The sequence below is a fragment of the Umezawaea sp. NPDC059074 genome (assembly GCF_042738955.1).
In the GTDB taxonomy this organism is placed as follows: domain Bacteria; phylum Actinomycetota; class Actinomycetes; order Mycobacteriales; family Pseudonocardiaceae; genus Umezawaea.
Genome location: NZ_JBHYHC010000044.1, coordinates 1 through 25,553 on the forward strand (window position 1 = coordinate 1; position 25,553 = coordinate 25,553).

Consider the following 25,553-nt stretch of genomic DNA (forward strand, 5'->3'; position numbering starts at 1 on the left):
CTATTGTTTTGTCGCCCCCACCCTTTTTCGTCTTGTCAAGGCGTCTTTCCAGCCTTGACAAGACGAAAAAGGGTGGGATAATTGGCGCAATCGGGGGTTAGCCCACAACGCCCACGCAGCCCACACCTTTCAGGCACACTGACAACGTGGTCGACACCGAAGTCCGAAAACGACGACGCGTAGGCGGCGGCGCGATGTCGGCGTTCATCGTCCTGCTGACCATCGCGTTCCTCCTGGCAGCAGGCCTCAGGCTGCTGGGCATCGACGGCACCCGCTACATGATCGCCACCACAGCCCTCACCCCGTACACCACCGCCGCCGGCGTCATCCTGGGCTGCCTGGCTCTCCTCCTCCGCCGCTGGGCAGCAGGCACAGTAGTGCTCCTGGTAGCCGTCGTACTCGTAGCAGCAGTAGCACCCAGAGCCTTCCCAGACTCCCGCCCCAACGGCGTAGGCACCGCCCTCCGAGTGATGTCCATCAACATGCTCGCAGGCCAAGCCAACCCAACGGCGATCGTGAACGCCATCCGCAACAACCAGGTGGACGTCCTCACCCTCCAGGAACTCACGACCCAAGCCGTGACAGCCCTGGACAACGCAGGACTCCGAGACCTACTCCCCAACCGCGTGTTCCAAGCCGACCCAACCGCCAGTGGCTCCGGCATCGCCTCCCGCTACCCCCTGACGGCGAAATCCCTCACCCCACCAGCCACGATGCGCCAACCGGCCGCCCTCGTAGACCTCCCAGGCAAACAGGACATCGAGGTCATCGCCGTCCACACCCTCCCCCCGACAGCACCCGAGGGCCCGGAAACCTGGCAGCGAGAACTGGCGGGCCTCCCCACCCGAGACCTCAACGGCCCACCCAGAATCCTCGCGGGCGACTTCAACGCCACCCTCGACCACGTGGGCCTCCGCAGACTCCTCCTCAACGGCTACGTCGACGCCGCAGACGAAACAGGCGCGGGCCTGGCTCCAACCTGGCCGGCAACCACCTTCTGGCCACCCCCGGTCACCATCGACCACGTCCTGGTCGACAACCGCTGCCCGGTGGACACCTACGCCACCATCACCATCCCCGGCTCAGACCACCGAGCCGTGGTCACCCAGTTCGTCGTGCCAGCTCCGTAAGCGCCTCAGCCGCCCCCATCGCCAACGACACCCCACGCCCGTGCCGCACCTCAGGCTCCCGAGGATTGATCCGGATCAACGCCCCACGAGCCGCACTGGCCAGTTCAGCCTGCCGCCGCACCGTAGGAATAGCGCTACCAGCACCGATCTCCACAACCACCAGCGACTTCCCGCGCAACCCCCGCCGCCAAGCCGCCAACGAATCCAACGCCACCTGACTACGCGCCCCGACCCACCCGTAATCCCCGAACATCAGGATGTTGGGCCGCGCCAACCCCCCACAGTTCCGACACCGAGGCAACGGCCCCACCGCACGCATCGTCTCCACATCCACCACCACGGACAACGAATCCGCAGCCCAAATGTCCTCGCTACAAGGCTCCACGCACTGAAGATGATGGATAGACCCGTGCACCTCGGCCACGTCCACGAACCCGGCCCGCTGGAACTGCCCGTCCACATTGGACGTGAACACCCTCTGCTCCGCCCCCCACCCGCGCAGAAGATCAAACCCCACATGCGGCACGGTGTCGCGGTACAGGTGCATCCGGTGCCCGTAGAACCCCCAAGCCAACCCCGGATCATCAGCGAAGTGCACCGGATCGGCCAGTTCGACGAAGCTCAGGCCGAGCCGCTCGTAAGGCGGGTACGCCTGCCAAAACCCCTGGTCCCCGCGAAAATCCGGCAGACCGGAGTCGACCCCCATGCCCGCACCGGCGCAGATCAGGACCGCGTCGGCGCGGGCGAGCAGCTCGGCTGCCTGCTCAAGCATCCTTGTGCGGGGTGGAGCTGAGCACGACCTCGAACTCCAGCAGGTCAGCCCCGCTGGCCACCGGCTTCGCGCGCTCCCCTGCGTGGGCCTCGCGAGCGCCGCCGTTCTTCCAGTTCTCGAAGTCCTCGTCGGTCTCCCAGCGGGTGTAGACGAAGTACCGGTCGTCACCCTGGACGGGGCGGAGCAGTTCGAAGCCCAGGAAGCCGGGGGACTGGTCCACCGTGCCCAGTCGGGCGGCGAACCGCTTCTCCAGCTCGGGGCCCGCGCCCTCGGGGACCTTGATCGCGTTGATCTTCACGACTGCCATGCGCTCCACCTTATCGGCGCAGCGTGCCCGGCAGCAGGTACTCGTCCGAGGGACGCTGGTCACCCCGGAACCACGCCGCGAAGAACCCCTTCAGGTCCTGTCCGGCGATCTTCTCCACGTGCTGCTCGAACTCCGGCCACGTCGCGTTGCCGTCCTTGTGCTGCGACGTCCAGCCCTTCAGGACCTGGTCGAACGCCGGGTCGCCGATCTGCCTGCGCAGCGCGTGCAGCGCGAGGATGCCCTTGTCGTACACGCCGCGGAACTCGTTGCCGCGCCCCATGTCGTAGAGCTTGTTGCCCCAGTAGCCGTCGTTGTCCTTGCGCTTCTCGATCTCGGCGCGGTACCGGTCGTCGAGGTTCGCGCCTTCCTTGGCCTCGGCCCACAGCCATTGCGAGTAGCTCGCGAAGCACTCGTTCAGGCAGATGTCCGCCCACGTCGACACCGACACCGAGTCGCCGAACCACTGGTGCGCGTTCTCGTGGACCACGGTCTCCAGGTCGGCCCACTGCGCGTAGATCGGCCGGGTCTGCGTCTCCAGCGAGAACCCGATGTTGTCCGACAGGTAGATGCCACCGGCCTCGTCGAACGGGTACGGCCCGAACTTCTCCGACAGGAACGCGAGGATCTCCGGCAGCTTGTTCTGCTGCGCCTTCTTGCCCTCCGCGCCGGGCGCGTAGGCGTTGACGATCTTCGTGCCGCCCGGCAGCTCCGACCGCTCGAACTGCCACTTGTCGATCGCCACGGTCGCCAGGTACGTCGCCAGCGGGGTGTCCTCGGTCCAGTTGAACGTGGTCCAGCCGTCCGCGCTGGCCGACGCGCCCTCCCGGCCGTTCGAGATCACCGACCAGCCGTTGGGGACGCGCGCGGCGAGGGTGAACTTCGCCTTGTCCTTGGGGGTGTCGTTGGCCGGGAACCACGCCGTCGCCGAGTGCGGCTCCCCGGCCGCGAACGCCCCGCCGGACGCGGAGATCTGCCACCCGCTCGTGCCCAGCGCCTTGTCGTCGAACGCTTGCGGCTCGCCCGCGTACGCCACGACCACGGTGAACGGCTGGTTCGCCGCCAGCGTCGCGGCGGGCGTGATCACCAGCTCGTGCTCGCCCTCCTGGGAGAACTTCGCCGACTGGTCGCCCACGCGCACCTCGCTGACCGTCAGCTTGTGCAGGTCGAGGTTGAACCGGGTGAGGTCCTCGGTCGCCTTGGCGGTGATCGTCGCCTTGCCGTCCAGCTTCTTCGTCGCCGGGTCGTAGCTGATGGCGACGTCGTACCGGTCCACGTCGTAGCCGGTGTTGCCGTCCGTCGCGTAGTACGGGTCACCGGCGCCGTCCCCGCCGATGCCGGGGGGAGTGGTGGGCGTGGGCGACGTCGACGTCGCCACGGCAGACCCGTCGGTCTGGCCGGGGAGTCTGGCGACCACCACACCGACGACGACCAGCACGACCGCGAGGATCAGCAGGTACGGGCGCGCCTTCGAGCTGATAGCCATGCGGCAATGATGCACGCATGGGCACCATCGAGTTCGGCGGATCCGGCCAAGGGATCCTCCTCCTGCACGGTCTGATGAGCCGCGCCAGCACGTGGTGGACGGTCGCGCGGTGGCTCACGCGGTACGGCCGCGTGGTCGCCGTCGACGCCCGCGGCCACGGCCGGAACGCCCGCGGCGGGCCGTGGCGCACCGAGGACTTCGTCGCCGACATCGCCGACACCGTCCGGGAACTGGACCTCGGACCGGCCGTCCTGATCGGCCACTCGATGGGCGGCCTGCACGCGCTGGGCGCCGCCGCGACGCACCCGGAACTGGTGTCCGCGCTGGTCGTGGAGGACGCCGTGCCGGACAACACCGGCAAGTCCGTCGAGGACTGGAAGTGGTACTTCGACGCGTGGCCGGTGCCGTTCCGGTCGCTGGCGCACGTGCGGTCGGTCGTGGACGTGCCGCGCGTGGAGGAGTTCTTCGAGGAGCGCGACGACGGCTACCACCTGCTGGCCCGCATGGAGGACCTGTACGAGATCGCCGCCGAGTGGGGCGTCCGCGACTACTGGCACCTCGTCGACGCCGTGAGGTGTCCACTTCTCGCCATCGAGGCCGGCCGCGGCGGGATGCGGCCGGGCCAGATGGCCGAGATGGCCCGCCGCACGGGTGGGACGCACCTGCTCGTGCCCGAGTCCGGCCACGTCGTCCACGACGAGGCCCCGGAGGTGTTCCGCGGCGCCGTCGAGGCGTTCCTGGCTAGGTGAGCTCGTCGACCTCGCCGGTCGCCGAGTCGACCACGCACACCCGCCCGACCTTGGCGCGGATCGGCGGCACCGGGTGCAGCGCGCCGAACCCGGCCACCATCTGCTCGTCGGACAGGCCGACCGCGAGCGTGCAGTGCGGCACCCAGTGGCCGGGCAGGTAGTACGCCGAGGAGTTCTTGACCTTGCGCGCCAGCACGTCGTGGATCGCCGAGTGCACCGCGAGCAGTTCGCTGTCCACGACGGCCGCGAGCATCAGCACGTTCTCGCTGGTCGCGAACGACGACAGGTTCTCCAGCGCCATGCCGGGAAGCCAGAGCCTGCCCAGCTCCTCGCGCAGCGCGGTCCGCGCCTTCGCCGGGATCGACCCCGCCAGCGCGTACGTCAGGTGCGGCGGGACCTTCTCGTCGGTCGGCACGCCGACCTCGGCCAGCTTCCGCCACAACGCCCGCACGGCCGCGTCTGCCTCGTCGTCGAAGAAGACGACCACCGCCTGCGCCATCAGTCGTGCTCGCCGGGCAACGCGAACAGGCCGGTCGCGGTCTGCTCGACCAGGCCGTCCACCAGCAGCGAGTGCAGGCACTTGTCCCGCTGGCCCGCGTCCGACCACACCACGTCCAGCTTCGCCTTGGGCACCGCGTCGCTGGTGCCGCGCAGCACGTCCAGCAGCAACCCGCGCACCTGCCGGTCCGTGCCCGCGAACTTCTGCGCCACCTTCGCGGGCCCGTCGTAGGCCGGTTTGCCCGCGATCTGCCACGCGCAGTCGCCGAACACCGGGCAGTCCGCGCACCGCGGCGCGCGCGCCGTGCAGATCAGCGCGCCCAGCTCCATCAGGCCCGCCGAGTAGACGGCGGCCTGCTCCTCCGGCAGCAGCGCGTCCACGTCCGCGAGGTCCCGCGTCGTCGACGGCGGCCCGGCGTCCGCGGCCCCGTGCACCGCCCGCGCGACGACCCGCCGCACGTTCGTGTCGACCACCGGAACCTTCTGCCCGTAGGCGAAAGCGGCCACCGCCCGCGCCGTGTACGCGCCGATCCCCGGCAGTCCCAGCAGGGTGTCCACATCGGACGGCACGACGTCGTCGTGCTCGGCCGCGATCACCGCCGCGGCGGCGTGCAGCCGCAGCGCCCGCCGCGGGTACCCGAGCTTCCCCCACGCCCGCACGACCTCGCCCTGGCTCGCGGCGGCCATCGCGGACGGCACGGGCCACCGCTCCAGCCACTCGCGCCAGATCGGCTCCACGCGGGCCACGGGCGTCTGCTGCAACATGATCTCGCTGACCAGCACGCCCCACGCCGTGCACTCCGGACGCCGCCAGGGCAGGTCACGGGCGGTTTCGGCGAACCAGTCGAGCACCAACTCGGTATCCAGGCTCATAACGCCGCCGATTCTCCCAGGCGTCGACGGCTCGCCACCAGCAGGGCGACCCCGAACGCGATCTCCCACGCGGTGATCGAGTACACGCCGCCGCGCTCCCAGACCCCGTCGATCTCCCCGGCCCCGACCCGGCCGAGCAGCAGGATGCTGACCAGGCCCGTTAAGGGCAGCACCGCGCTCAAGACCTTCAGCGGACTGCCCTTCGCGGTGCCGATGGTGAACGCGGCCGCGTTGCCCCCGGCGATCGCGAGGGTCGCGCCGATCACGTGGAAGCTCGATCCGGTGGAGCTGGGGAAGGCGGCGACCAGGACGTTGCCGACGGCGTGGGCGACGACGAACGCGGTGATCGGCAGGCGACGGGGGTGGTGCCGGGCCAGCAGCAGCCCGACGACCAGGAAACCCAGTCCTTGCAAGACGAACGCCGTGTTCATCACCGCCGACAACGGCGAGTCGATCACCCGTTGACCGCTGTCCGACCGGGGACCGGGCACCCCGAGGTCGCTGATGTAGTTGTAGGCGTACCGGTAGCTCGGGTCGTTCCACGCGGCCGCCGCGACGGCCTCCAGCACCACGTACTGGATCCCCGTCACCACCGCGAGCAGTCCCGCCCATGCCCTCATCACGAGTCCTCGGCGAGCAGGTGGCGCAGGTAGGTCTCCGGCCGTGCCAGGAACTCCCGCATGAGCCGCACCGGCAGCGCCTCGTCGTAGGTCGTGCGGGTGATCGCGCCGTCCTCGTCGATCTCGAAGATCGTCGCCTCCGGCAGTGCCAGCAGCACGGGCGAGTGCGTCGCCACCACGAACTGGCACCCCTGCGTGCTGAGGTCCGCCAGCCGCGCCAGCACGGCCAGGCACCCCCGGACGGACAGCGCGGCCTCCGGCTCGTCCAGGAAGTACAGGCCCTCCGGCCCGAACCGGTGGCTCACCAGGTCGACGAACGACTCGCCGTGCGACCGCTCGTGCGGCGACACCCCGCCGTAGGAGCGCAGGTGGCCCAGCCGCTCGATCTCGGTGGCCACGTTGTAGTACGACTCGGCTCTGAGGAAGAACCCGGTCTGGGGCTTGCGTCCCGACCACGACAGCACCAGCTCGTCGCCCAGCGACGACTCGGTGGCCCGCGTGGCGAACCGGAAGTTCTGGCTGCCGCCCTCGGCGTTGAACCCGCACGCCACGGCCATGGCCTCGACCAGCGTCGACTTCCCGCTCCCGTTCTCGCCCACCAGGAACGTCACGCCCGCGTCCAGGTCGAGCCCGTCGCCGATCAGCGCTTTGACCGCGGGCAGCGTGTACGGGTACCGCCGGGTGTCGGACAAGGGCTCGACCCGGACCCGCCGCACGAACCCGCCCGGCCCGCGCCGGGCTCGCCGCACCCTCATGGCCGCCAGGACCGCCGGACGTCGTCGAGCATCGCCGCCGTCGCGACCCCGCCGCCGTCCAGTGCTTCGAGCAGCGCCGCCACCTCCGGGCGCAACGCCGCCATGCGGGTCATCAGCCACCGGTAGACGTCGGTGTCGGCGTCCGAGCTCAGGAAGTCGTCCCACACCAGCTCGTGGTCCTCGTCCGGCGTGGTCGCGAAGCGGGTCAACCACTTGCGGCCTTCCTCGGTCAGCTCCGCGGGGTCGTCGTCCTCGACGTTCTCGCCCGCCTCGGCCAAGGCGGACAGGCAGCTCCCCAGCACCTCGACGGGAAGCTGTTGGGCGCGCAGGACGCGGATGAGCCACGCGAACGCGTCCGGGCTGGCGGGCCAGATGCTGGACTGGTGCACGATCGCCGACCCGAAGTGGCGGGCCGCGGCGACCTGGGCCTGCTCGTCGTCGCCCAGCAGCGCGACCAGGTGGCCGGGCGTGTCACGGGCGCTGCCGTACGCGTGCGGCCACGTCGTCCACTCCGCGCCGCCGAGGCCGTCGATCTCCAGCCGCAACTCCGTCACGTTCATGGCGTGCACCGTAGGACCACGATCCACTCCCCACGACGCCTAGGGCGCCCTGGGATGGGCCCCCGAAGTCACGACGGTAGCGCGGGGGTCCGACATCTCCACGAGATCAGGCCTCGGACCTGCTCGTTTCCTCGTGCAGCACGCCGGTGAGCAGCAGGTCGGTCAGCCGTCGGACGGCGGGCGTCGCCACGTCGACCGGCAGCCCCCGGAACGACGCGATGGCCATCAGGGCGACGCGGGCGTCCTCGACCGTCACCCGCGGGCGCACGGACCCGTCCGAGCGGGCCCGGCGCACCAGTTCGGCGAACGCCTCCGCGTGCGCGCGGCGCTGGTCGGCGTACCGCGGGGCCAGCAGCGCCTCGGTGAGGCCGCGGTCGCGCACCTGGCCCTCGCCGAACCAGACGATGGTGTCGCGCAGCGCCCGCCGGGGGTCGGGGTCGGCGAGCGCGGCGCGCAGCCGGTCGGCGCACCGCCGCACCTGCTCGTCCAGGACGGTCGCGAGCAGGTCCTGCCGGGACGGGAAGTGCCGGTAGACGGTGGCGACGCCGACCTCGGCGCGGCGGGCGACCTCGCGGATCGGCAGGTCCACGCCGTCGGCGGCGAACGCGGCCCGCGCGGTGTCCAGGACGTGCCGCCGGTTCTCCTCGGCGTCCGCACGGCGTTTCCGAGTCACTGCCGCTCCCGTGCTTCTCACTTCGCGTCGACCGAGCCCTTCGCTCCTACCGTAGGCCCGGAAGGAGGCCATCGTGCTCGCAGTCCAGTTCGACCGGTTCGGTCCGCCCGAGGTCCTGTTCGTCGGCCCGTTCGCCGAGCCCCACGCCGGGCCGGGGGAGGTGCGCGTCCGAGTCCGGGCCGCTGGCGTGTCGCCGGTCGACCTCGCGATCCGCGCCGGGAAGTCCTCCATGGCGGCGGTGCTGCCGCACGTCCCCGGAGTCGACGCGGCGGGAGTCGTCGACGAGGTGGGCGAGGGCGTCACCGGGGTCCGGATCGGCGACGAGGTGTTCGGCTCGGTCGACGTGAAACGGCTCGGCGGGGCCACCGCGGAGTTCGCCGTGCTGGCGTTCTGGGCGGCGAAGCCCGCGGCGTTGCCGTGGGAGCAGGCGGGCGCGGGCGGCACGAGCATCGAGACCGCGACCCGCGCGCTGGACCTGCTGGACGTGCGGCCGGGAAGCACCCTGCTGATCGACGGCGCGGCGGGCGGGGTCGGCAGCGTGGCCGTGCAGCTCGCGGGGGCCCGCGGCGCGCGGGTGATCGGCACGGCGAGGCCCGAGAGCCACGAGTTCCTCACCGGACTCGGCGCGATCCCGTGCGTGCGGTGGAACGGCGAGGTCGACCGGGCGCTCGACGTCATCGGCAAGGGCACGCTGCCCGAGCTGGTCGCGCTCACCGGCGACCCGGCCCGCGTCGTCACCCTCGCCGACTTCACCGGCCCGGAGCACGGCGTCCGGCTCTCGGTCGGCGACTTCGGCGGCGAGCCCCACGGCCGCCACGGACTCGCCGCGGCGGCCGCCCTCGCCGACGAAGGTCGGTTCCACGTGCCGGTGCAGGCGGTGTTCCCGTGGGAGCGGGCCGCCGAGGCCCACTCCGCTCCGGGACCGCGTCAGGGCAAGATCGCCCTGACCGTCACACCACCTCGGTGAGCACGCCGGTGCGCACGTCGTAGACGAACCCGCGCACCTGGTCCTTGTGCGGCAGGAAAGCGCTGTGCCGCAAGCGGTTCATCGACCCGCGCACGCTGTCCTTCACCTCGCGGAACGCCTCGACGGCCCACGTGGGGCGCATCCCGGAGTCCGTCTCCAGCTCGTCCTTGAACCCGTCCTCGGTCACGAGTTCCAGCCCGCAGTTGGTGTGGTGCACCAGCAGCACCTCGCGGGTCCCCAGCTTGCGCTGCGACAGCGCGAGCGAGCGGATCATGTCGTCGGTGACGACCCCGCCCGCGTTGCGCAGGACGTGGGCCTCACCCTGCTTGAGGCCGAAGATCTCGAACACCCGGATGCGGGAGTCCATGCACGTCAGGATGGCCACCTGGAGGGACGGCTTGGGGGTCGAGCGGTCTCCGGGCACGATGTTGCCCAGGTCGTCGTTGCGGCGCAGCAACTCGTCGATCGCGGTCACGGCACACCTCCTGTTCCCCACCATTGCAACGGGTGTTCACGCAGGTGCCAAGGGCTTTCGACGAACGTCACCTTTCACCGCATCGGGTTACTCCAGCGTCCCGCCCGCGACGGGTCCACCCGGTTACCGTCGGTGTCGTGATCGAGCCCACAGGGCCGCGACCGGCCTCGGTGTACTGGCGCCGTCGAGCGATAGCGCTCGGCGCGTCGCTCGTCGCGCTGCTCCTCGTGATCTGGCTCGTGGCGAGCCTCGTCGGCCACTCGGACCCGCAGCCGGAGTTGCAGGCGCTGACGTCCACGCCGCCGTCGACCCCGCCGTCCACGGCGCCGCCGAGCAGTTCCAGCACGTCACCGCCGCCGCCCCCGCCGCCCGCGGCCCCTCCGACGCCCACCCCGCCGCCCGGACCGCCCGCGGCCTGCGACGACGCGTCGGTCAACGTCGCCGCCGAGGTGGCCAAGCCGAGCTACGAGGTCGGCCAGCAGCCCGAGTTCAAGATCCACGTCTCGAACGTCGGCGCGCTGCCGTGCACGAAGGACATCGGCCGCGCGCTCCGCGAACTGGTCGTGACCAGCGCCGATGGCGCGACGCAGCTGTGGTCGAGCAACCACTGCTTCGCCACCGAGGGCTCCGAGGTGCGGGTCATGCAGCCGCGCGAGGTCTTCACCTACGGCCTGAGCTGGGCGGGCAGCACCTCGGACGAGGGCTGCCGCACCCACAGCAGGGTCGGGCCGGGCGACTACCTGCTCGTCGCCAAGGTCGCGGGCAAGGCCAGCAACCCCGTGGTGTTCCGGCTCAGCTGATCACGGCCCGAACCAGCGCTCCTCGGTGATCGTCCGGGGAGCCGCGGCGGTCGAGCCCGCGATGAGTTCCGTGCTCAGGTTCACCGAGCGGGGCCGGGTGCGCTCGCCGACGTCGAGCAGGAGCTTGCCCGCGGCGCGGCCCTTCTCCAGCACCGGCTGCCGCACCGTCGTGAGACCGACGCGCTCGGCCTCCTGGATGCCGTCGAACCCGGTGATCGTCAGGTCCTCCGGCACGCGCAGGCCGCGGCGCTTGGCCTCGTTCATCGCGCCGAGGGCCAGTATGTCCGAGGTGCAGATCAGCGCCGTGATGGACGGGTCGCGGTCGAGCACCTGGGCCGCGGCGGACTCGCCGGACGCCGTGTTGTGGTCGAACCGCTCGACCACGGGCACCTTCGACCAGTCGACGCCCGCCTCGCTGAACGCCATCGCGAGACCCGCGAGGCGCGCGCGCTGGACGTGGAAGTGCGCGGCGTGCTGCCGGTCGACCGACACGTAGCCGTCGTTGCGGTCGCGCGCCAGGCGCATGCAGACGACGCCGACGCGGCGGTGGCCCATCGCGATCAGGTGCTGCGCCAGCTCGTACATGGCGGCGCGGTCGTCGATGCCGACCCGGTCGACGTTGCCGATGTCCGGCTGGTCGCAGACGACCGTCGGCACCGGCCGTTCGAGGACGGCCGCGAGGTGCGGGTCGTCGTCCGGCACGGAGTAGACGACGAAGCCGTCCACGCCCGCGCGGTGCACCGCCGCCACGTCCTCGCGCTCCGGGCTCGCCGGGATCAGCATCAGCCCGGTCCCCGCGTCCTCGCACGCCAGCGCGAGGCCCTCCAGGAACCCGAGCGCCGCCGGGTCGCGGAACGCGTAGGACAGGTTCTCGGTGAGCAGCAGCCCGACCGCGCCCGCTTTTCGGGTCCGCAGTGACCGGGCCACGGGGTCCGGGCCCGGATAGCCGAGTCGCCTTGCCGTCTCCAACACCCGTCGACGCAGCTCTGGCGAGAGCTGGTCGGGCCGGTTGTACGCGTTGGACACCGTTGTCCGGGAAACGCCCAGCTCAGCGGCCAAGGAGGCCAGCGTCGCCGGACGTCGCACATGCATCGACCGCGCCATGGAGTGACCGTAACGGTTCAGAACCAATTACAGAAGCAAGTCGGGACGTGCGTCACGAGGTTACTGCATATGCCCAGGTCGGACCGTCTTGCGTGGAGAGTATTTGGTCTGGACCAATTAGGGGCGCCTCGGAGGGGCCGTGGACTCCCTCGACACCAGCCTAGGGCGGAAGACCCGCGTGTAGTTGCCCGATCCGCGCCTCTTCCTGTCCGGATCGAGCCGGTTCACCAGTTCGTCCACCGCCGCGGCCGCCATCTCCTCGATCGGCTGCGCCAGCGTGGTCAGCGAGGGGGAGCAGTAGGACGCGGGCGGGATGTCGTCGAACCCGACGATCGACAGGTCCTCCGGCACCGAAAGCCCCCGTTGGTGGGCTTCCCGCAGCGCGCCGAGCGCCATGTGGTCCGACGAGCAGATCACCGCGGTCGGCCGCACGGTGTCCAGCAGCGTCCCCAGTGCCGCAGCCCCGCCCGCGGGCCCGAACGGGCCGTGCGCCACGAACTCGGACTCCGCGGGCAGCGAGTCCTCCTCCAGCGCGGCCGCCCAGCCCGCGCGCTTCAGCCGCGACGGCAGCGACCGCGACGGGCCGGACACGAACCCGATCCGCCGGTGGCCCAGCTCGATGAGGTGCCGCGTGGCGGCGTAGCCCGCGAGCTGCTCGTCCACGGTCACGTCCGGCACGTCCAGCGCGGGCGTCGCGCCGTTGACGAACACCATGTGCACGCCGTCGGCCAGCAGCTTCGCGTAGTAGCTCGGCCGCGGCGCCTGCCCGAGCGGCACCTCGACGTTGGTGATCTCCGGCGACACGAACACCATGCCCTCGACGCCCCTGGCGAGCAGCATCCGGACGTACTCCTCCTCGCCCATCGCGGCCGTGCCGGTGCCGCGGGTGTTGCAGAGCAGCGACGAGTAGCCGAGCCGGGCGGCCCGCGTCTCCAGGGCCTCGGCGAACGCCGGGAACACCGGGTTCGACAGCTCGGGCACGAGCAGGCCGATCACACCGGTCCGCTGCAGCGCGCCGAGTCCGCGCGGGGTGTAGGGCATCTCGGTGAGCACGGCCAGCACGCGCTGCCGGGTCTCCTCGTTGACGCCCGCCCGCCGGTTCAGCACCCGGCTGACCGTAGAGATGCTCACCCCCGCGGCCCTGGCGATCTCGGACAACCCCGACAACCGTGCCTCCTCGTGTCGGGGCAAGCCTGCTCCGTGACGGCAAGTTCTTGCAACCGAAACACCCGAACGGTCCTGGGTTAACACTTCCGGCCTCGTCCGTTAAGGCGCAACTACGGGATAACCCTTGACCACCTTGGGTTCACGGGTATGAAATCCGCGGCAACCTTGATGCAAATCCTTGCAACATCCTCGTCGTCGCGACACGTCGGTGAGGCAAGCAGGAGGGAACGACAGCAACGATGCGACGTACAACCCTCGTGACAGCCACGGCAGCCTGTCTGACCGGCGCTCTGGTCCTCACCGCGTGCGGCGGCGGGGGCGGCTCGACCGACGCGGGCTCCGACACCGGCGAGGTGACGTTCTGGGACACCAGCGGTCCCAACGAGAGCCCGGTGTTCACCAAGATCGCCCAGGACTGCGCGACCAAGGGCGGGTACAAGGTCAAGACCGAGACGGTCGCCTTCGACGCGGCGCTCAACAACTACAAGACCGCCGCGCAGGGCGGGCAGGGCCCGGACGTGTTCCGCGCCGAGGTCGCGTGGGTGCCGCAGCTCGCGAAGAACTCCCTCGTGGTCGACCTCACCGACACCGACCTGGCGAAGGACACCTCCGACTTCCTGGAAACCCCGTTGGGCTCCACCAAGTTCGAGGGCAAGTCCTACGGCGTCCCGCAGGTCACCGACTCGCTCGCGCTGTTCTACAACAAGAAGCTGCTCACCGCCGCGGGCGTCCAGCCGCCGAAGACGTGGGCCGAGGTGAAGGACGTGGCCGCCAAGCTCGGCGGCGAGAAGTCGTTCTTCCTCAACAACGACGCGTACTACGCGCTGCCGTTCATCTACGGCGCGGGCGGCGACCTCGTGGACGCGGACTCGAAGAAGATCGTGGTGAACTCGGCGGCCAACGTGAAGGCGTTGCAGACCGCGAAGGGCCTGCTCGACGCGAAGGCGGCCTCCACCGCGCTGGACCCGAGCAACTCCTACAACAACATGCAGGCCGGGTTCTCCTCCGGCGAGGTCGCCATGGTCGTCAACGGTCCGTGGTCGGTGGCCGACTACCTCAAGGGCGCGGCCTTCACCGACGCGACGAACCTCGGCATCGCCCCCGTCCCCGGTGACACCGCGGGCAAGGGCAGCGCCCCCGTCGGCGGCCACGACTACGTGATCCGCCAGGGCACCAAGGCGAAGGCGTCGTCGGTCAAGTTCATCCAGTGCATGAGCGGCACCGACGCGCAGGTGCAGGTGGCGAAGGAGTTGGGCCTGCTGCCCACCCGCAAGTCCGCCTACGACAACGCGGACGTCAAGGCCCAGCCCGTCGTGGCCGCGTTCGAGCCGGTCGCGAAGGCCGCGCACGCCCGGCCGTGGATCCCCGAGGGCGGCCAGCTCTTCGACCCGTTGAAGATCGCCTACGCCGACTTCCTCGCGGGCAAGAAGGACGCCAAGACCGCGCTCGACGAGGTCGCCAAGGCCTACCAGGACCAGGTCGTCCCCGAGTACTCGATCGGCTGACCGGGCGGCCGCGGGCCAAGAGCCCGCGGCCTTCCCGTTCGGGGAATGGGGTTTCCGTGCGCAGATTCCTGGAACGCCACTGGTACGCCTACGCGATGGTGCTGCCGGTCGTGGTCGTCATCGCCGTGCTGGTGCTCTACCCGCTGGCGCAGGGCGTCTTCTTCACCTTCACGAACATCAACGAGGCCAACATCGCCAACCCGGTCCTCGACCGCGCGGCGACCTACATCGGCGTGGGCTTCCGCAACTACGCCCACGTCCTCTCCGGCGACACCAGCTACGGCAATTTCTGGTCCACGCTCGTCCGCACCTTGATCTGGACGTTCTCCTGCGTCTTCTTCCACTACGTCATCGGCCTGGGCCTGGCACTCCTGCTCAACCGCGAGGTCAAGGGCAGGTCGGTCTACCGGGTGCTGCTGATCCTCCCGTGGGCGGTGCCCGCGTTCATCAGCGCGTTCACGTGGAAGTACATGTTCAACGCCCAGTACGGCATCATCAACCAGGCCCTGAGGGCGGTGGGCGTCGACAACCCCCCGGTCTGGCTGGGCCAGAACGACTGGGCCTTGGTCGCGGTCATCATCGTCAACGTCTGGCTGGGCGTCCCGTTCATGATGGTGGCGCTGCTCGGCGGCCTCCAGTCCATCCCCGGCGACCTCTACGAGGCGGCGGAAGTGGACGGCGCGACCCCGTGGCAGCGCTTCCGCCACATCACGCTGCCGGGCCTGCGCTCGGTCTCCAGCACCGTGGTGCTGCTGGGCATCATCTGGACGTTCAACATGTTCGCGATCATCTACTTGATCACCGGCCCGAACCCCAACACCAGGATCCTGGTGACCTACGCGTTCGAGCGCTTCTTCTCAAGCGCGTCCCGCGACTACGCCATCGCGTCCACCTACGGCGTGCTGATCCTGTCGGTGCTCCTGGTGTTCGCCGGGGTGTACCGCCGAGCACTGCGCAAGCAAGGCGAGGTGTGGTAAATGACCTTGGACGCCAGCTCCCTCCAGGTAGTCCGCCCGGACCGCGTAACCCACAAACGCCACCACCGCACCCGCGCAGCCAGCACCGCCCTGCACGCAACGCTGGTGATCGCCTCCCTGATCGCGGTGTTCCCGGTCTTCTGGGTCCTGGTCACCTCGTTCAAACCAGACGCAAGAGCAGTCGAAACCACCCCGAAACTGCTCAACGAGTCCTCTTTGGACAACTACGCCCGCATCCTCTCGGGCGACAAGGGCAGCTTCCTGACCTGGTTCGGCAACTCGGTCCTCATCGCCCTGATGACCACCGTGGTAGCGGTCTTCCTCTCGGCTACAACGGGCTACGCCGCCAGCCGCTTCCGCTTCCCCGGCAAGCGAACGTTGATGATGTCTTTCCTAGTGGTCCAGATGTTCCCGTTCGCGGTACTCATCGTCCCGCTCTACAACATCCTCCTGACCCTGGGCCTGCAAGGCGAACAGTTCGGCCTGGTCCTCGTCTACTGCACCACAGCGGTCCCCTTCTGCACCTACATGCTGAAGGGCTACTTCGACACCGTCCCAACAGACATCGACGAGGCGGGAAGGGTGGACGGCCTGTCCCCGTTCGGCGTCTTCTGGCGCCTCATCCTCCCCCTGGCAAAACCCGGCCTGGCGGTAACGGCCTTCTACGCCTTCATCACCGCCTGGGGCGAGGTGGCCTTCGCCTCAGCATTCCTGTCAGCAGCAGACGAGTCGAAGACCTTGGCAGTAGGCCTACAGGTGTTCGTACAACAGAACCGCACCGAATGGGGCCACCTGGCAGCCGCCTCAATCCTGGTCGCAATCCCAGCCATCGCAGTGTTCTACCTGGTCCAGCGCTTCCTCGTAGCCGGCCTAGCCTCCGGAGCCGTCAAGGGCTGAGCACAGAGTCCGAGAACTCGCACCGCACGGGACTGGACCAAATATCTTCCGGCCCCCGGCCGGCACTCGCACCGATCGGGACCGGACTAAAAATCTTCCGGCCCCCGGCCGGCACCTGCACCGCACCAAAACCGCAACGTGCCGGCAGGGTCTTTCAACCCCCAACCCTGGCGGCCCCCGGTTGTTTTTGCGCCCCCACCCTCTTTCGTCTTGTCAAGGCGTCTTTCCAGCCTTGACAAGACGAAAGAGGGTGGGACAATCGGCGCAACCGGGGGTTCCCCCGAAGCACGGGACCACTCCAACAGGCCCTCAAGCGGACACACACCCTCGGGCCCTCCGGAGGACCACCCAAGCCCACCCCATCCCACCCCACCCAGAACTAGACCAATCCCCCCATTCCCGTAAGCGCTTGCAATCCATACGTTGGCCTCATCGCTAGGGATTGGAAAGGTGCGTCACATGGCTGAGGTCGCGTACGTCAAGGCTTCGCGGATCTTCTCCGGCAACCCGCCGGTCCGCGCGGTGGACGAGTTGTCCCTGGACGTCGCCGACGGCGAGTTCCTCGTGCTGGTCGGCCCGTCGGGCTCCGGCAAGTCCACTGCCCTCCGCATGCTGGCCGGGCTCGAGGACATCGACGAGGGCGCCATCGAGATCGGTGGCAAGGACGTCACGAACGTCCCCCCGAAGGGCCGCGACATCGCCATGGTGTTCCAGTCCTACGCCCTCTACCCGCACATGACGGTCGCCGAGAACATGGGCTTCGCGCTCAAGCTGCGCGGCGTCAACAAGGCCGAGATCAAGGAGAAGGTGGGCGAGGCGGCGAAGCTGCTCGACCTCACCAAGTACCTGGACCGCAAGCCGAAGGCGCTCTCCGGTGGTCAGCGCCAGCGCGTCGCGATGGGTCGCGCGATCGTCCGCGAGCCCGCCGTGTTCCTCATGGACGAGCCGCTGTCCAACCTGGACGCGAAGCTGCGCGTGGAGACCCGCGCGAACATCGCCGCCCTCCAGCAGCGCCTCGGCACGACCACGATCTACGTGACGCACGACCAGGTCGAGGCCATGACCATGGGTCACCGCGTGGCGGTCCTCAAGGACGGCCTGCTCCAGCAGTGCGACACCCCGCGCGCGCTGTACGACAAGCCCGCCAACGCCTTCGTCGCCGGTTTCATCGGCTCGCCCGCGATGAACCTCAAGACCGTGCCGCTGACCGCCGAGGGCGCGAAGCTCGACGGCATCGTCGTGCCGCTGCCGCGCGCCGCGCTGGACGCCGCGTCCGGCAAGAGCTTGTCCGAGGTCACGTTCGGCATCCGCCCGGAGGCGCTCGGGATCATCCCGTCGTCGTCCACCGAGGACGGTCTGGCGATGACCGTGGAGCTCGTCGAGGAGCTGGGCGCGGACGCGCTCGTGCACGGCGCGGTCCGGATCGGCGACTCGTCCGAGCGCTTCGTGGTCCGCGTCGACGGCCGCACGCCGCCCACGCTGGGCCAGGAGGTCAAGGTCGCTGTGCGTGACGCGTCCGAGATCCACCTGTTCCACCCGGAGAGCGGCGACCGCCTCACCGACTGACCCACCCGCAGCACCGACGAGGGCCACCCGTTCGAGGACGGGTGGCCCTCGTCGCACGTGGGGTGCTGGACAAAGTGGTCGCCGTCCGTTCTAAGATGAACTCGACAACGGTTTCCATCCCCAAAGCTTCACCCCGTCGAGGAGTTCACTGATGACGCTGCGTCACCTCCGTGCGGGCGCGGCCGTCGCCGCCGCCCTGCTCGCCCTCACCGCGTGCGGCGGCGGCTCCGACGCCCCGGCCGCGGCCGACGGCAAGGTCGCCGTGGTGGCCTCCACCAACGTCTGGGGCAGCGTCGTGCAGGCCGTGGGCGGCGATGCCGTGACCGTGCACTCGATCATCGACGACCCGTCGGCCGACCCGCACTCCTACGAGTCCAAGCCCGCCGACGTCGCCGCGCTCGCCAAGGCGAAGGTGGTCGTGTTCAACGGCGGCGGCTACGACGACTTCTTCACCAAGCTCATCGCCGACTCCGGCGACAGCGGCGCCAAGCAGGTCGACGCGTTCGGCCTCTCCGGCAAGGCCGACGGCACCAACGAGCACGTCTGGTACGACCTGCCGACCGTCAAGAAGGTCGCCGACAAGGTCGCCGAGGAGCTGTCCGCCGCCGCGCCGGACAAGAAGGACGCCTTCACCGCCAACGCGGCCAAGTTCGACCAGCAGGTCGACTCCCTCGCCGCCTCCGTCGCGAAGCTCGGCACGGACCACCCCGGCAGCAAGGTCGTCGTCACCGAGCCGGTGCCGCACTACCTCCTGGAGGCCGCGGGCGTCACCGACGCCACCCCGACCGAGTTCAGCGAGGCCATCGAGAACGAGACCGACGTCCCGGTCGCCGCGCTGACCGCCGCCACGGACCTGATCACCGGCAAGCAGGTCACCGCGCTGGTGAACAACACCCAGACCGAGAACAGCGTCACCCAGCAGCTCGTTTCCCAGGCCGGGACCGCGGGCATCCCCGTCGTCGGGGTGACCGAGACCCTGCCCGCCGGCGTTTCCGGATACCTTGACTGGATGACGAAGCAGGTGGACGCGTTGTCCACCGCCCTCAGCAAGAAATGACGCCATGACGACCGCACCGTCGACCACCACCGACGTGACACCGGCAGACCGCCCCGCGCAGCCGCGCGGGGCGGTCTCGCTGCGCGGAGCCGCCCTCGCCTACGGCAGGCGCGTGCTCTGGGACGGCCTCGACCTCGAGGTCCAGCCGGGCGAGTTCCTCGCCATCCTCGGCCCGAACGGCTCCGGCAAGACCAGCCTCATGCGGGTGCTCCTCGGCCTCCAGCCGCTGTCCGGCGGGGCCGTGGAGATCGCGGGCAGACCGCCGGGCCGGGGCAACCGCGAGATCGGGTACATCCCGCAGCAGCGCTCGCTCGACCCGACGCTGACGCTGCGCGGCCGCGACCTCGTCGGACTCGGGCTCGACGGCCACACGTGGGGCCTCGGGCTGCGCGGCCGCAAGAACCGCAGGGCCCGCGTGGACGAGGTGCTCGCCGCCGTCGGCGCCACCGACTACGCGGACGCCCCGATCGGCCTGCTGTCCGGCGGCGAGCAGCAACGGCTGCGCGTCGCCCAGGCGCTCGTCGGCGACCCGCGAGTGCTGCTGTGCGACGAGCCGCTGCTGTCGCTGGACCTCGCCCACCAGCGGGTCGTGAGCGACCTGATCGACACCCGCCGCAAGGCCGCCGACACCGCGGTCCTGTTCGTCACGCACGAGATCAACCCGGTGCTGCCGCTCGTGGACCGGGTCCTGTACCTGGTGGACGGTCGCTTCCGGATCGGCCCGCCGAGCGAGGTCATGACGTCGGAGACCCTGTCGGAGCTGTACCGCACCACGGTCGACGTCGTGCGGGTGCGCGACCAGATCCTGGTCGTCGGCGCCACCGGCAAGCTCTGCGAGGACCAGCCGCACCACGTCGTGGATGAGAGCTGATGGACACCTTCTTCGACTTCGGCCTCACGGCGGAGCTGCTCGGCCTGGACATCGTGCACCGGGCGCTGATCGCGGGCGCCGTGCTCGGCCTGCTCGCGGGCGTGCTCGGGCCGCTCGTGGTGACCCGCAAGATGTCGTTCGCCGTCCACGGCACCAGCGAGCTCGCCTTCACCGGCGGCGCGGCGGCCCTGCTGCTCGGCGTCAGCGTCGGCTACGGGGCCATCGGCGGGGCCGTGCTCGCGGCGCTGCTGCTGGGCCTGCTGAGCCAGCGGGACTCCGAACGGGACTCGGTGATCGGCGCGGTGCTCGCGTTCGGACTCGGGCTCGGCGTGCTGTTCCTGGCCCTCTACGACGGCCGCGCCACGACCAAGTTCGGCCTGCTCGTCGGCCAGCCGTTCGGCGTGGCTGCGGACAACGTGTGGCAGCTCGTGGGCACGGCCGCCGTCGTGCTCCTCGTGCTCGCGTTCCTCTACCGGCCGCTGCTGTTCGCCAGCGTCGACCCCGACGTGGCCGCCGCCCGCGGCGTGCCCGTGCGGGTGCTCACGCCGGTGTTCGCCGTGCTCGTCGGCATCGCCACGGCGCTGAGCGTGCAGATCGTCGGCGCGCTGCTGGTGCTGGCGCTGATGATCACGCCCGCCGCGGCCGCGTGCCGCGTCACGTCCAGCCCCGGCCGCGCGACCGTCCTCTCGGTCCTGTTCGCCGAGGTCGCCGTGCTGGGCGGGATCGTGCTCTCGCTCGCGCCCGGCCTGCCGGTCAGCGCGTTCGTCACGGCGATCTCGTTCGCCATCTACGTGGGCTGCCGGATCGTCGGCCGGGTCCGCGTGCGCCGCATCGGCGACCGCAGGGTGGCCGTCGCCGCCTGACTCAGGCCGACCGGCTGATCTGGGAGTCGTCCGCCGTGGACTGCTGGTCCGTCCGCGGGCTGGGCAGGTCCGGCAGCACCGGCATCACGGGCAGCGCCGGGAGCGACACCCGCGCGCCCGCGCCGATGTCCAGGTCGGCCACCCGCACCTGGTTGCGGCCGTTCTCCTTGGCCACGTAGAGCGCGGCGTCCGCGCTGTGCTGCGCCAGCGCCAGGCTGTCGCCGTTGTCCGGCACGACCGCGACCCCGATCGACGCCGAGATCGCCCGCACGTCCGGGCCGTCGTCGTCGGCGGGCGGCAGCGCCCGGCCGCGCAGCGTCACGGTGTTGCGGTGCTTGTCCGTCGTGGACACCGTCGCCTCGGCGATGGCCTCGCGGATGCGCTCGGCGATGGAGATGCCCTGTGCGAGCCCTGTGTCGGCCAGCACGACGAGGAACTCCTCGCCCCCATCCCGTCCGGCCACGTCGCCCGGCCGGAGCTTCTCGCGCAGGATGCGGCCCACTTCCGCGAGCACGGCGTTGCCCGCGGGGTGCCCCCACGTGTCGTTGATGCGCTTGAAGAAGTCGAGGTCGATCGCGAGCACGGTCACGGGCTGCCCGTCGTGCCTGGACCGCTCGGTGAGCCGGTTCGCGTACTCGGCGAGCCCGTTGGTGTTGAGCAGGCCCGTCCGGTAGTCGGTGTGGGCGTCCTCGGCGAGCTGCTGGTGCAGCTGCTCCTGCTCGCTGAGCAGCCGTTCGAGGTGGGCCCGCCGTTCTGCGGCGTTGTTCAGCAGCGCGTTGACCAGGATGACGGGAGCGACCAGCAACAGAGGACCGACCCAGTGCGATGTGATCAGCATGCCCAGCATCGCGCCCGCGCCCAAGGTGGTGACCTCGAGCATGTTGTCGTTCTTCGAGCCGAGGAACTCGACGAGCCTGGTGTGCGGGGTGACGATCTTCAGCGCGATGGCGATGGTGGCGACCTGGGCGAACCAGTTCAGCGCCGCGGCGAGCGCGAGCACGAGGACGAGCCCGAGGTCGGTCGGGATGTGGCCGGTCGCGGCCAGGGAGAAGCCCGAGAGGTGGACCACGGCCCACGCCAGCATCGTGCTGCCCAGGATGCTGGACGAGCTGAACACGAACCGGTACGGCTGGCGGCGCGCGATGGGCTGGATCAGGATCCGCATCCACAGCGTGACGATGACCGCGAGACCACCCGGCAGGGCGATGGCGGCGGCGAACGTCCACACCGACGTGAGGTCGATGTGCGGGCCGGCCGACTCGTTGCGGCGCGACTCCTCGGCGCGCTTGACCATCACCAGGTGAATCGTGATCGCGACCAGGATCGCGCCGAACCGCATCCAGTCCGTGGTCGAGACGGTGCCGAGCGCGCTGAGCAGCCAAATGGCGGCTCCCGCTACGGCCGATTCGACCAGGAGGAAGAACGCGAGGGCCGCGGGGCGCAGCGTCCAGAGGTCCCAGTTCCTGATCGGTACCCAACGAGTTGCCCTGGAGGGCTGGTCGTCAGTCAAACTGTTCTTCACCACGTCCCCCCGACATTCCCACGGCGGTGTCCGCACACCATCGTGCAGTTGGGGTACCCGCTACTTGCACCAGTCGCTGCCCGACCACCGTGCGAAGGAGGGTTTGCCATGCGCAACCGCGACATGTGAGACCACCCTCCCTTCAGTTCGGGGCCTGAATCTCACCGTACGTATCCGAATCCTCGCTGGACGCGCACGAAGGGGCTGTCATGTTTGACAATCGCGATATGTGATGAGTCCGTTTCAGCTGACCACCACCTTCCGGTCGCCGCGCATCCGTGCCCGGTGCCAGGAGAGCGTGGCCTGGGCTGCGAGAAGCAGCCCGATGCCACCGGCGCCCGCGATGGTCGCGGTGATGGAGCCCACAGCGTGGGCCACCACTCCGGCCACCGCCATGCCGCCACCCTGGCTGGACCGCAGGGCGGCCCTGCCGATTCCATATGCCCGGCCGCGGTACGCGTCGGGCAGCATTCTCATCCAGGCCGAACGCGCGGGCGTGTGGTACGCGCCCGCCATGCCCGCGATGACGAGGAGGGCGATCGTCCAGGTCAGGTTCGGGTTCAAGGCGAACATGACCAGCGGCGCCAACGACAGAATAGCGAGCGGTCCGATCAACCGCTCCCGTTTGGCGGGTTCCCGAACCCAGCGGAACAGCACCGCGACGCCCAGGACGTTCGCGGCGGGCTCGATGGCCAGGATCAGCCCGACGGCCCACACGGCGTCGAGGCTCGCGGCCAGCGGCACGGCCAGGCCCTCGGGGACCATGGCCAGCCCGGCCAGCAGGCGCATGCCCATCAGGCTGCGCAGCCGCGGCTCCGTGACGAGCAGCGTGAACACGCCCTGGCGGGGCGGTTCGCCGGACGTGTCGGCCTTGCGGTGCCGACGGGGGTCGGCGGCGGGCCGGTGCTTCACCGACGTGTGCACCAGGATCGCGACGAGCACGAACGTCACCGCGTCGATGGCGAGCGCGACGCTGGGGCTGGAGGCGGTCACGATGAACCCCGCGGCGGCCAGCCCGGCCATCTGCGCCACGTCGACCGACGTGCCGAACAGGGCCACCCCGTCGTCGTAGCGCTTGTCCGGGAGCACGGACGGCAGGCTCGCCTCCTGCGCGGCGAGGAACGGCGAGGCCACCATCTGGACGGCGACCAGCAGCACGATCATCAGCCACAGCGGCATCCCCGGCAGGGCCATCAGCCCGACGATCGCGGCTTGGAGCCAGGCGCAGATGATCATCACCGTGCGGCGGGGGAAGCGGTCGGCGAGCCAGGCGAGCAGTGGACCCGCGATCAGCGGTGGGAACAGCGTCAGCGACCACGTGAGCGCGGTCCAGAGGGGGGATCCCGTGCGCTCGAACACCAGGAGTGACAGCGCGACGGCCGCGAGCTGGTCACCCGCGGTGGACACCGTCGAGCCGATCCACAGCCCGCGGAACTCGCGGTCGCTCACGAGCGCGCGCAACGTTCCCCCGGAGGTCACAACCCCTCCAGGTCGTTCGGCCCCGAAGAGCGAGTCACGTTACCCCCACCCGAAGTAACCTATTTCTCCGTTAGCACGGTAGAAGCTGTCGGTTGTGCAATCTCTGTCCTACCACACTGTGTACCTGAACGGAGTAGGTCGGTTACATAAGGTAGTTATGATACAAATTTTGGCCTGGTTAATATTGACAGTTGACGTTCGCTTGCCGGTGCGGAAGCCTACGTTGCCCACGCTCCGTCGAACTTCCCTTGGCGGGCGCCTCGCGGGTTGCGCCGAGTGGGCCAGCTGGATTCATGCTTATCGCCCAATGCCCGGACGCGCGCGGTTATTCCCCCGCCTCAGAACTGGTAGTACAGGAACGGGCTGAACGTCCCTCCCGCGACCAGGATTGCCGCGTAGGCCAGGCCGACCGTCATGAGCGAGATCCGGGCGACGTTGGCGATCTTGTCCCGTGAGGACTCCAGATACGGGCCGCTCACAGGGGCTGTGGGCAGCACGACAATAGCCAGTGCCACGACCAGGATCACCACCCGCTGGTTCGTTGTGGCCGCGCTCACAGCATCGGATACGCCGGAGAAATCGGGCAGCAGCAGATGCCCCAGCATCGCGAGAGCCCGGCCGAGGTCGGACGAGCGGAAGAACACCCAGCCGATCATCACGAGCGCCATCGTCAATGCCCGCCGAGCGATCCGGACCCTTTTCGCCGCAGGCGTGGAATCCCATCCAAAACCGCGTTCCATAACCAGCAGGGCCCCGTGGAACAAGCCCCACACGAGGAACGTCCAGTTCGCTCCGTGCCAAAAACCGGTGAGCACGAACACGATTCCGAGGTTCCGGTACGTCTTCACGACACCGTGCCGGTTGCCGCCGAGCGGTATGTATACGTAGTCACGGAACCAGCGCGAGAGCGACATGTGCCAGCGCCGCCAGAACTCGGTGATCGTCACCGACGAGTACGGTCTCGCGAAGTTCTCCGGGAGCCGGAAGCCGAGCATCCGGCCCAACCCGATCGCCATGTCGGAGTAGCCGGAGAAGTCGAAGTACAACTGCAGCGTGTAGCCGATCGCGCCCAGCCAGGCGATGGCGAACGTCATCTCGTGCGTCGGCGTGGCGAAGCAGGCGTCGACGAGCGGGGCCAGCGAGTCGGCGACGATGACCTTCTTGCAGAGCCCCAGCGCGAAGCGCGGGAAGCCCGCGGCGATGTCGTCGAGGCGGTGCGTGCGCTGCTGGGGGAGCTGGTCGGAGATCTCCCGGTACCGGACGATCGGACCGGCCACGAGCTGCGGGAACATCGCGATGTAGGTGATGAACGAGACCGGGTCGCGCAGCGCCTTGCGCTCGCCGCGGTAGATGTCCACCACGTACGAGATGTGGTGGAAGGTGTAGAAGGAGATGCCGATCGGCAGGGCCAGGTGCACGATCGGGAAGTCCCCGCCGACGACCCGCGCGATGGCGGCCAGCTGCTCGGTGGCGAAGCCGAGGTACTTCCAGACGACCAGCACCGAGAGGTCGAAGGCGATCACGCCGATGAGGATCTTGCGCCGCAGCGCCGGGTCCGGGCGGCCGGGCAGGTCGTGGCGCTCCGCGGCCGGGTCGACCTCCAGCCGCGGCCCGGCCAGGTAGTTGACCACCATGCAGGCCACGAGCAGCAGCGTCGTGCCCCCGGCGCCGCTGGCGTAGAACACGAGGCTCGCCACGGCCACCACGCCGTTGCGCCAGTTCCTGGGTGCCACGAGCAGTGCCGCGAGCAGCAGCGGCATGAAGAACCACAGGAAGAGGGGGCTGGCGAATGACATCGCGGGAACCCTAGCTGGCGACTTCGGGCGCCCGCTCGCGGTCCGGTCGTATTAGGGGTGCCGAACTTCCGGCCGGGCCGCGTGCGC

26 protein-coding genes are annotated in these 25,553 nt (G+C 69.8%); 11 read left to right on the forward strand and 15 right to left on the reverse strand.

Going from position 1 to position 25,553, the window contains the following annotated elements; genetic code table 11:
• Positions 1-146: 146 nt before the first annotated feature.
• A complete protein-coding gene (locus tag ACFWW9_RS20965; RefSeq protein WP_390380185.1) occupies positions 147-1,130 on the forward strand; it encodes an endonuclease/exonuclease/phosphatase family protein in 984 nt (327 codons plus the stop codon).
• Here the strand turns inward: ACFWW9_RS20965 and ACFWW9_RS20970 are convergent.
• Genes ACFWW9_RS20970 through ACFWW9_RS20980 form a run of 3 tightly spaced genes read right to left on the reverse strand, consistent with a single transcriptional unit; the run spans position 1,102 to position 3,692 of the window.
• The gene (locus ACFWW9_RS20970; RefSeq protein WP_390380188.1) at positions 1,102-1,902 is read right to left on the reverse strand and encodes an NAD-dependent deacetylase; all 801 of its coding nucleotides are present in this window, start codon (positions 1,900-1,902) and stop codon (positions 1,102-1,104) included. The genes ACFWW9_RS20965 and ACFWW9_RS20970 overlap by 29 nt on opposite strands.
• Positions 1,895-2,209: an antibiotic biosynthesis monooxygenase family protein gene (locus tag ACFWW9_RS20975; protein WP_390380191.1), complete on the reverse strand. Its 315-nt coding sequence runs from the start codon at positions 2,207-2,209 to the stop codon at positions 1,895-1,897. The genes ACFWW9_RS20970 and ACFWW9_RS20975 overlap by 8 nt, the downstream gene beginning before the upstream one ends.
• A gap of 10 nt (positions 2,210-2,219) precedes the next feature.
• The gene (locus ACFWW9_RS20980; RefSeq protein ID WP_390380194.1) at positions 2,220-3,692 is read right to left on the reverse strand and encodes a M1 family metallopeptidase; all 1,473 of its coding nucleotides are present in this window, start codon (positions 3,690-3,692) and stop codon (positions 2,220-2,222) included.
• A 17-nt stretch (positions 3,693-3,709) separates the two neighbouring features.
• On the opposite strand from ACFWW9_RS20980, the gene ACFWW9_RS20985 reads away from it, so the two are divergent.
• Entirely contained in the window at positions 3,710-4,441 is a 732-nt protein-coding gene (locus ACFWW9_RS20985; RefSeq protein ID WP_390380197.1) for an alpha/beta fold hydrolase, read from the forward strand.
• Here the strand turns inward: ACFWW9_RS20985 and ACFWW9_RS20990 are convergent.
• The 6 genes from ACFWW9_RS20990 to ACFWW9_RS21015 all read right to left on the reverse strand — a co-directional run bounded on the left by ACFWW9_RS20990 (position 4,434) and on the right by ACFWW9_RS21015 (position 8,420).
• Positions 4,434-4,940 (reverse strand): 2'-5' RNA ligase family protein, encoded by a 507-nt coding sequence (locus ACFWW9_RS20990; RefSeq protein WP_390380200.1) that lies wholly within the window; start codon positions 4,938-4,940, stop codon positions 4,434-4,436. The two genes, ACFWW9_RS20985 and ACFWW9_RS20990, sit on opposite strands and share 8 nt — an antisense overlap.
• Positions 4,940-5,812, reverse strand: coding sequence for an A/G-specific adenine glycosylase (locus tag ACFWW9_RS20995; RefSeq protein ID WP_390380203.1), 873 nt, complete (start codon positions 5,810-5,812; stop codon positions 4,940-4,942). Before ACFWW9_RS20995 ends, ACFWW9_RS20990 begins: the two co-directional genes overlap by 1 nt.
• Positions 5,809-6,432, reverse strand: a complete 624-nt coding sequence (locus ACFWW9_RS21000) for a DUF998 domain-containing protein (RefSeq protein ID WP_390380205.1) — start codon at positions 6,430-6,432, stop codon at positions 5,809-5,811. Before ACFWW9_RS21000 ends, ACFWW9_RS20995 begins: the two co-directional genes overlap by 4 nt.
• Entirely contained in the window at positions 6,432-7,187 is a 756-nt protein-coding gene (locus ACFWW9_RS21005) for an AAA family ATPase (RefSeq protein ID WP_390380208.1), read from the reverse strand. The genes ACFWW9_RS21000 and ACFWW9_RS21005 overlap by 1 nt, the downstream gene beginning before the upstream one ends.
• Positions 7,184-7,747, reverse strand: coding sequence for a hypothetical protein (locus ACFWW9_RS21010; protein WP_390380211.1), 564 nt, complete (start codon positions 7,745-7,747; stop codon positions 7,184-7,186). Before ACFWW9_RS21010 ends, ACFWW9_RS21005 begins: the two co-directional genes overlap by 4 nt.
• A gap of 106 nt (positions 7,748-7,853) precedes the next feature.
• The gene (locus ACFWW9_RS21015; protein WP_390380214.1) at positions 7,854-8,420 is read right to left on the reverse strand and encodes a TetR/AcrR family transcriptional regulator; all 567 of its coding nucleotides are present in this window, start codon (positions 8,418-8,420) and stop codon (positions 7,854-7,856) included.
• Positions 8,421-8,493: 73 nt separating this feature from the next.
• On the opposite strand from ACFWW9_RS21015, the gene ACFWW9_RS21020 reads away from it, so the two are divergent.
• Positions 8,494-9,387 (forward strand): NADP-dependent oxidoreductase, encoded by an 894-nt coding sequence (locus tag ACFWW9_RS21020; RefSeq protein WP_390380217.1) that lies wholly within the window; start codon positions 8,494-8,496, stop codon positions 9,385-9,387.
• On the opposite strand, the gene ACFWW9_RS21025 is transcribed toward ACFWW9_RS21020, so the two are convergent.
• Complete coding sequence (locus ACFWW9_RS21025; RefSeq protein ID WP_390380220.1) at positions 9,371-9,862, reverse strand: beta-class carbonic anhydrase; 492 nt, start codon at positions 9,860-9,862, stop codon at positions 9,371-9,373. The genes ACFWW9_RS21020 and ACFWW9_RS21025 overlap by 17 nt on opposite strands.
• A gap of 137 nt (positions 9,863-9,999) precedes the next feature.
• Here ACFWW9_RS21025 and ACFWW9_RS21030 point away from each other — a divergent pair, with 137 nt between their 5' ends.
• Positions 10,000-10,662 carry a hypothetical protein gene (locus tag ACFWW9_RS21030; RefSeq protein WP_390380223.1) on the forward strand — a complete coding sequence of 221 codons (663 nt, stop codon included), beginning with the start codon at positions 10,000-10,002 and terminating at the stop codon, positions 10,660-10,662.
• On the opposite strand, the gene ACFWW9_RS21035 is transcribed toward ACFWW9_RS21030, so the two are convergent.
• Complete coding sequence (locus tag ACFWW9_RS21035) at positions 10,663-11,766, reverse strand: LacI family DNA-binding transcriptional regulator (protein ID WP_390380225.1); 1,104 nt, start codon at positions 11,764-11,766, stop codon at positions 10,663-10,665.
• 117 nt (positions 11,767-11,883) lie between these two features.
• Positions 11,884-12,933: a LacI family DNA-binding transcriptional regulator gene (locus ACFWW9_RS21040; protein ID WP_390380227.1), complete on the reverse strand. Its 1,050-nt coding sequence runs from the start codon at positions 12,931-12,933 to the stop codon at positions 11,884-11,886.
• Between the two features lie 257 nt (positions 12,934-13,190).
• Here ACFWW9_RS21040 and ACFWW9_RS21045 point away from each other — a divergent pair, with 257 nt between their 5' ends.
• The 7 genes from ACFWW9_RS21045 (at position 13,191) to ACFWW9_RS21075 (ending at position 20,669) form a co-directional block, all read left to right on the forward strand.
• Positions 13,191-14,438 carry an extracellular solute-binding protein gene (locus ACFWW9_RS21045; protein WP_390380230.1) on the forward strand — a complete coding sequence of 416 codons (1,248 nt, stop codon included), beginning with the start codon at positions 13,191-13,193 and terminating at the stop codon, positions 14,436-14,438.
• Between the two features lie 56 nt (positions 14,439-14,494).
• On the forward strand, positions 14,495-15,415 hold the full coding sequence (locus tag ACFWW9_RS21050) for a carbohydrate ABC transporter permease (protein WP_390380233.1): 921 nt from the start codon (positions 14,495-14,497) through the stop codon (positions 15,413-15,415).
• The gene (locus ACFWW9_RS21055; RefSeq protein WP_390380236.1) at positions 15,416-16,312 is read left to right on the forward strand and encodes a sugar ABC transporter permease; all 897 of its coding nucleotides are present in this window, start codon (positions 15,416-15,418) and stop codon (positions 16,310-16,312) included.
• 459 nt (positions 16,313-16,771) lie between these two features.
• Entirely contained in the window at positions 16,772-17,878 is a 1,107-nt protein-coding gene (locus tag ACFWW9_RS21060; protein WP_390380239.1) for an ABC transporter ATP-binding protein, read from the forward strand.
• Positions 17,879-18,029: 151 nt separating this feature from the next.
• Positions 18,030-18,935, forward strand: coding sequence for a metal ABC transporter solute-binding protein, Zn/Mn family (locus tag ACFWW9_RS21065; protein WP_390380242.1), 906 nt, complete (start codon positions 18,030-18,032; stop codon positions 18,933-18,935).
• A gap of 4 nt (positions 18,936-18,939) precedes the next feature.
• Positions 18,940-19,806: a metal ABC transporter ATP-binding protein gene (locus ACFWW9_RS21070; protein ID WP_390380245.1), complete on the forward strand. Its 867-nt coding sequence runs from the start codon at positions 18,940-18,942 to the stop codon at positions 19,804-19,806.
• A complete protein-coding gene (locus ACFWW9_RS21075) occupies positions 19,806-20,669 on the forward strand; it encodes a metal ABC transporter permease (RefSeq protein WP_390380248.1) in 864 nt (287 codons plus the stop codon). Before ACFWW9_RS21070 ends, ACFWW9_RS21075 begins: the two co-directional genes overlap by 1 nt.
• A gap of 1 nt (position 20,670) precedes the next feature.
• Here the strand turns inward: ACFWW9_RS21075 and ACFWW9_RS21080 are convergent, their stop codons facing one another.
• The 3 genes from ACFWW9_RS21080 to ACFWW9_RS21090 form a co-directional block, all read right to left on the reverse strand.
• Complete coding sequence (locus tag ACFWW9_RS21080; RefSeq protein ID WP_390380251.1) at positions 20,671-22,179, reverse strand: GGDEF domain-containing protein; 1,509 nt, start codon at positions 22,177-22,179, stop codon at positions 20,671-20,673.
• Between the two features lie 255 nt (positions 22,180-22,434).
• Complete coding sequence (locus ACFWW9_RS21085) at positions 22,435-23,670, reverse strand: MFS transporter (protein WP_390380254.1); 1,236 nt, start codon at positions 23,668-23,670, stop codon at positions 22,435-22,437.
• Positions 23,671-24,008: 338 nt separating this feature from the next.
• Entirely contained in the window at positions 24,009-25,466 is a 1,458-nt protein-coding gene (locus ACFWW9_RS21090) for an MBOAT family O-acyltransferase (protein ID WP_390380257.1), read from the reverse strand.
• Between the last annotated feature and the right edge of the window lie 87 nt (positions 25,467-25,553).

Excerpts from the sequence above, each read along its gene's own strand:
- ACFWW9_RS20970 (WP_390380188.1), bottom strand. The coding sequence starts at position 1,902 with ATGCTTGAGCAGGCAGCCGAGCTGCTCGCCCGCGCCGACGCGGTCCTG.
- ACFWW9_RS20975 (WP_390380191.1), bottom strand. The coding sequence starts at position 2,209 with ATGGCAGTCGTGAAGATCAACGCGATCAAGGTCCCCGAGGGCGCGGGC.
- ACFWW9_RS20980 (WP_390380194.1), bottom strand. The coding sequence starts at position 3,692 with ATGGCTATCAGCTCGAAGGCGCGCCCGTACCTGCTGATCCTCGCGGTC.
- ACFWW9_RS20985 (WP_390380197.1), top strand. The coding sequence starts at position 3,710 with ATGGGCACCATCGAGTTCGGCGGATCCGGCCAAGGGATCCTCCTCCTG.
- ACFWW9_RS20990 (WP_390380200.1), bottom strand. The coding sequence starts at position 4,940 with ATGGCGCAGGCGGTGGTCGTCTTCTTCGACGACGAGGCAGACGCGGCC.
- ACFWW9_RS20995 (WP_390380203.1), bottom strand. The coding sequence starts at position 5,812 with ATGAGCCTGGATACCGAGTTGGTGCTCGACTGGTTCGCCGAAACCGCC.
- ACFWW9_RS21000 (WP_390380205.1), bottom strand. The coding sequence starts at position 6,432 with ATGAGGGCATGGGCGGGACTGCTCGCGGTGGTGACGGGGATCCAGTAC.
- ACFWW9_RS21005 (WP_390380208.1), bottom strand. The coding sequence starts at position 7,187 with ATGAGGGTGCGGCGAGCCCGGCGCGGGCCGGGCGGGTTCGTGCGGCGG.
- ACFWW9_RS21010 (WP_390380211.1), bottom strand. The coding sequence starts at position 7,747 with ATGAACGTGACGGAGTTGCGGCTGGAGATCGACGGCCTCGGCGGCGCG.
- ACFWW9_RS21035 (WP_390380225.1), bottom strand. The coding sequence starts at position 11,766 with ATGGCGCGGTCGATGCATGTGCGACGTCCGGCGACGCTGGCCTCCTTG.
- ACFWW9_RS21055 (WP_390380236.1), top strand. The coding sequence starts at position 15,416 with ATGACCTTGGACGCCAGCTCCCTCCAGGTAGTCCGCCCGGACCGCGTA.
- ACFWW9_RS21060 (WP_390380239.1), top strand. The coding sequence starts at position 16,772 with ATGGCTGAGGTCGCGTACGTCAAGGCTTCGCGGATCTTCTCCGGCAAC.
- ACFWW9_RS21065 (WP_390380242.1), top strand. The coding sequence starts at position 18,030 with ATGACGCTGCGTCACCTCCGTGCGGGCGCGGCCGTCGCCGCCGCCCTG.
- ACFWW9_RS21070 (WP_390380245.1), top strand. The coding sequence starts at position 18,940 with ATGACGACCGCACCGTCGACCACCACCGACGTGACACCGGCAGACCGC.
- ACFWW9_RS21075 (WP_390380248.1), top strand. The coding sequence starts at position 19,806 with ATGGACACCTTCTTCGACTTCGGCCTCACGGCGGAGCTGCTCGGCCTG.
- ACFWW9_RS21090 (WP_390380257.1), bottom strand. The coding sequence starts at position 25,466 with ATGTCATTCGCCAGCCCCCTCTTCCTGTGGTTCTTCATGCCGCTGCTG.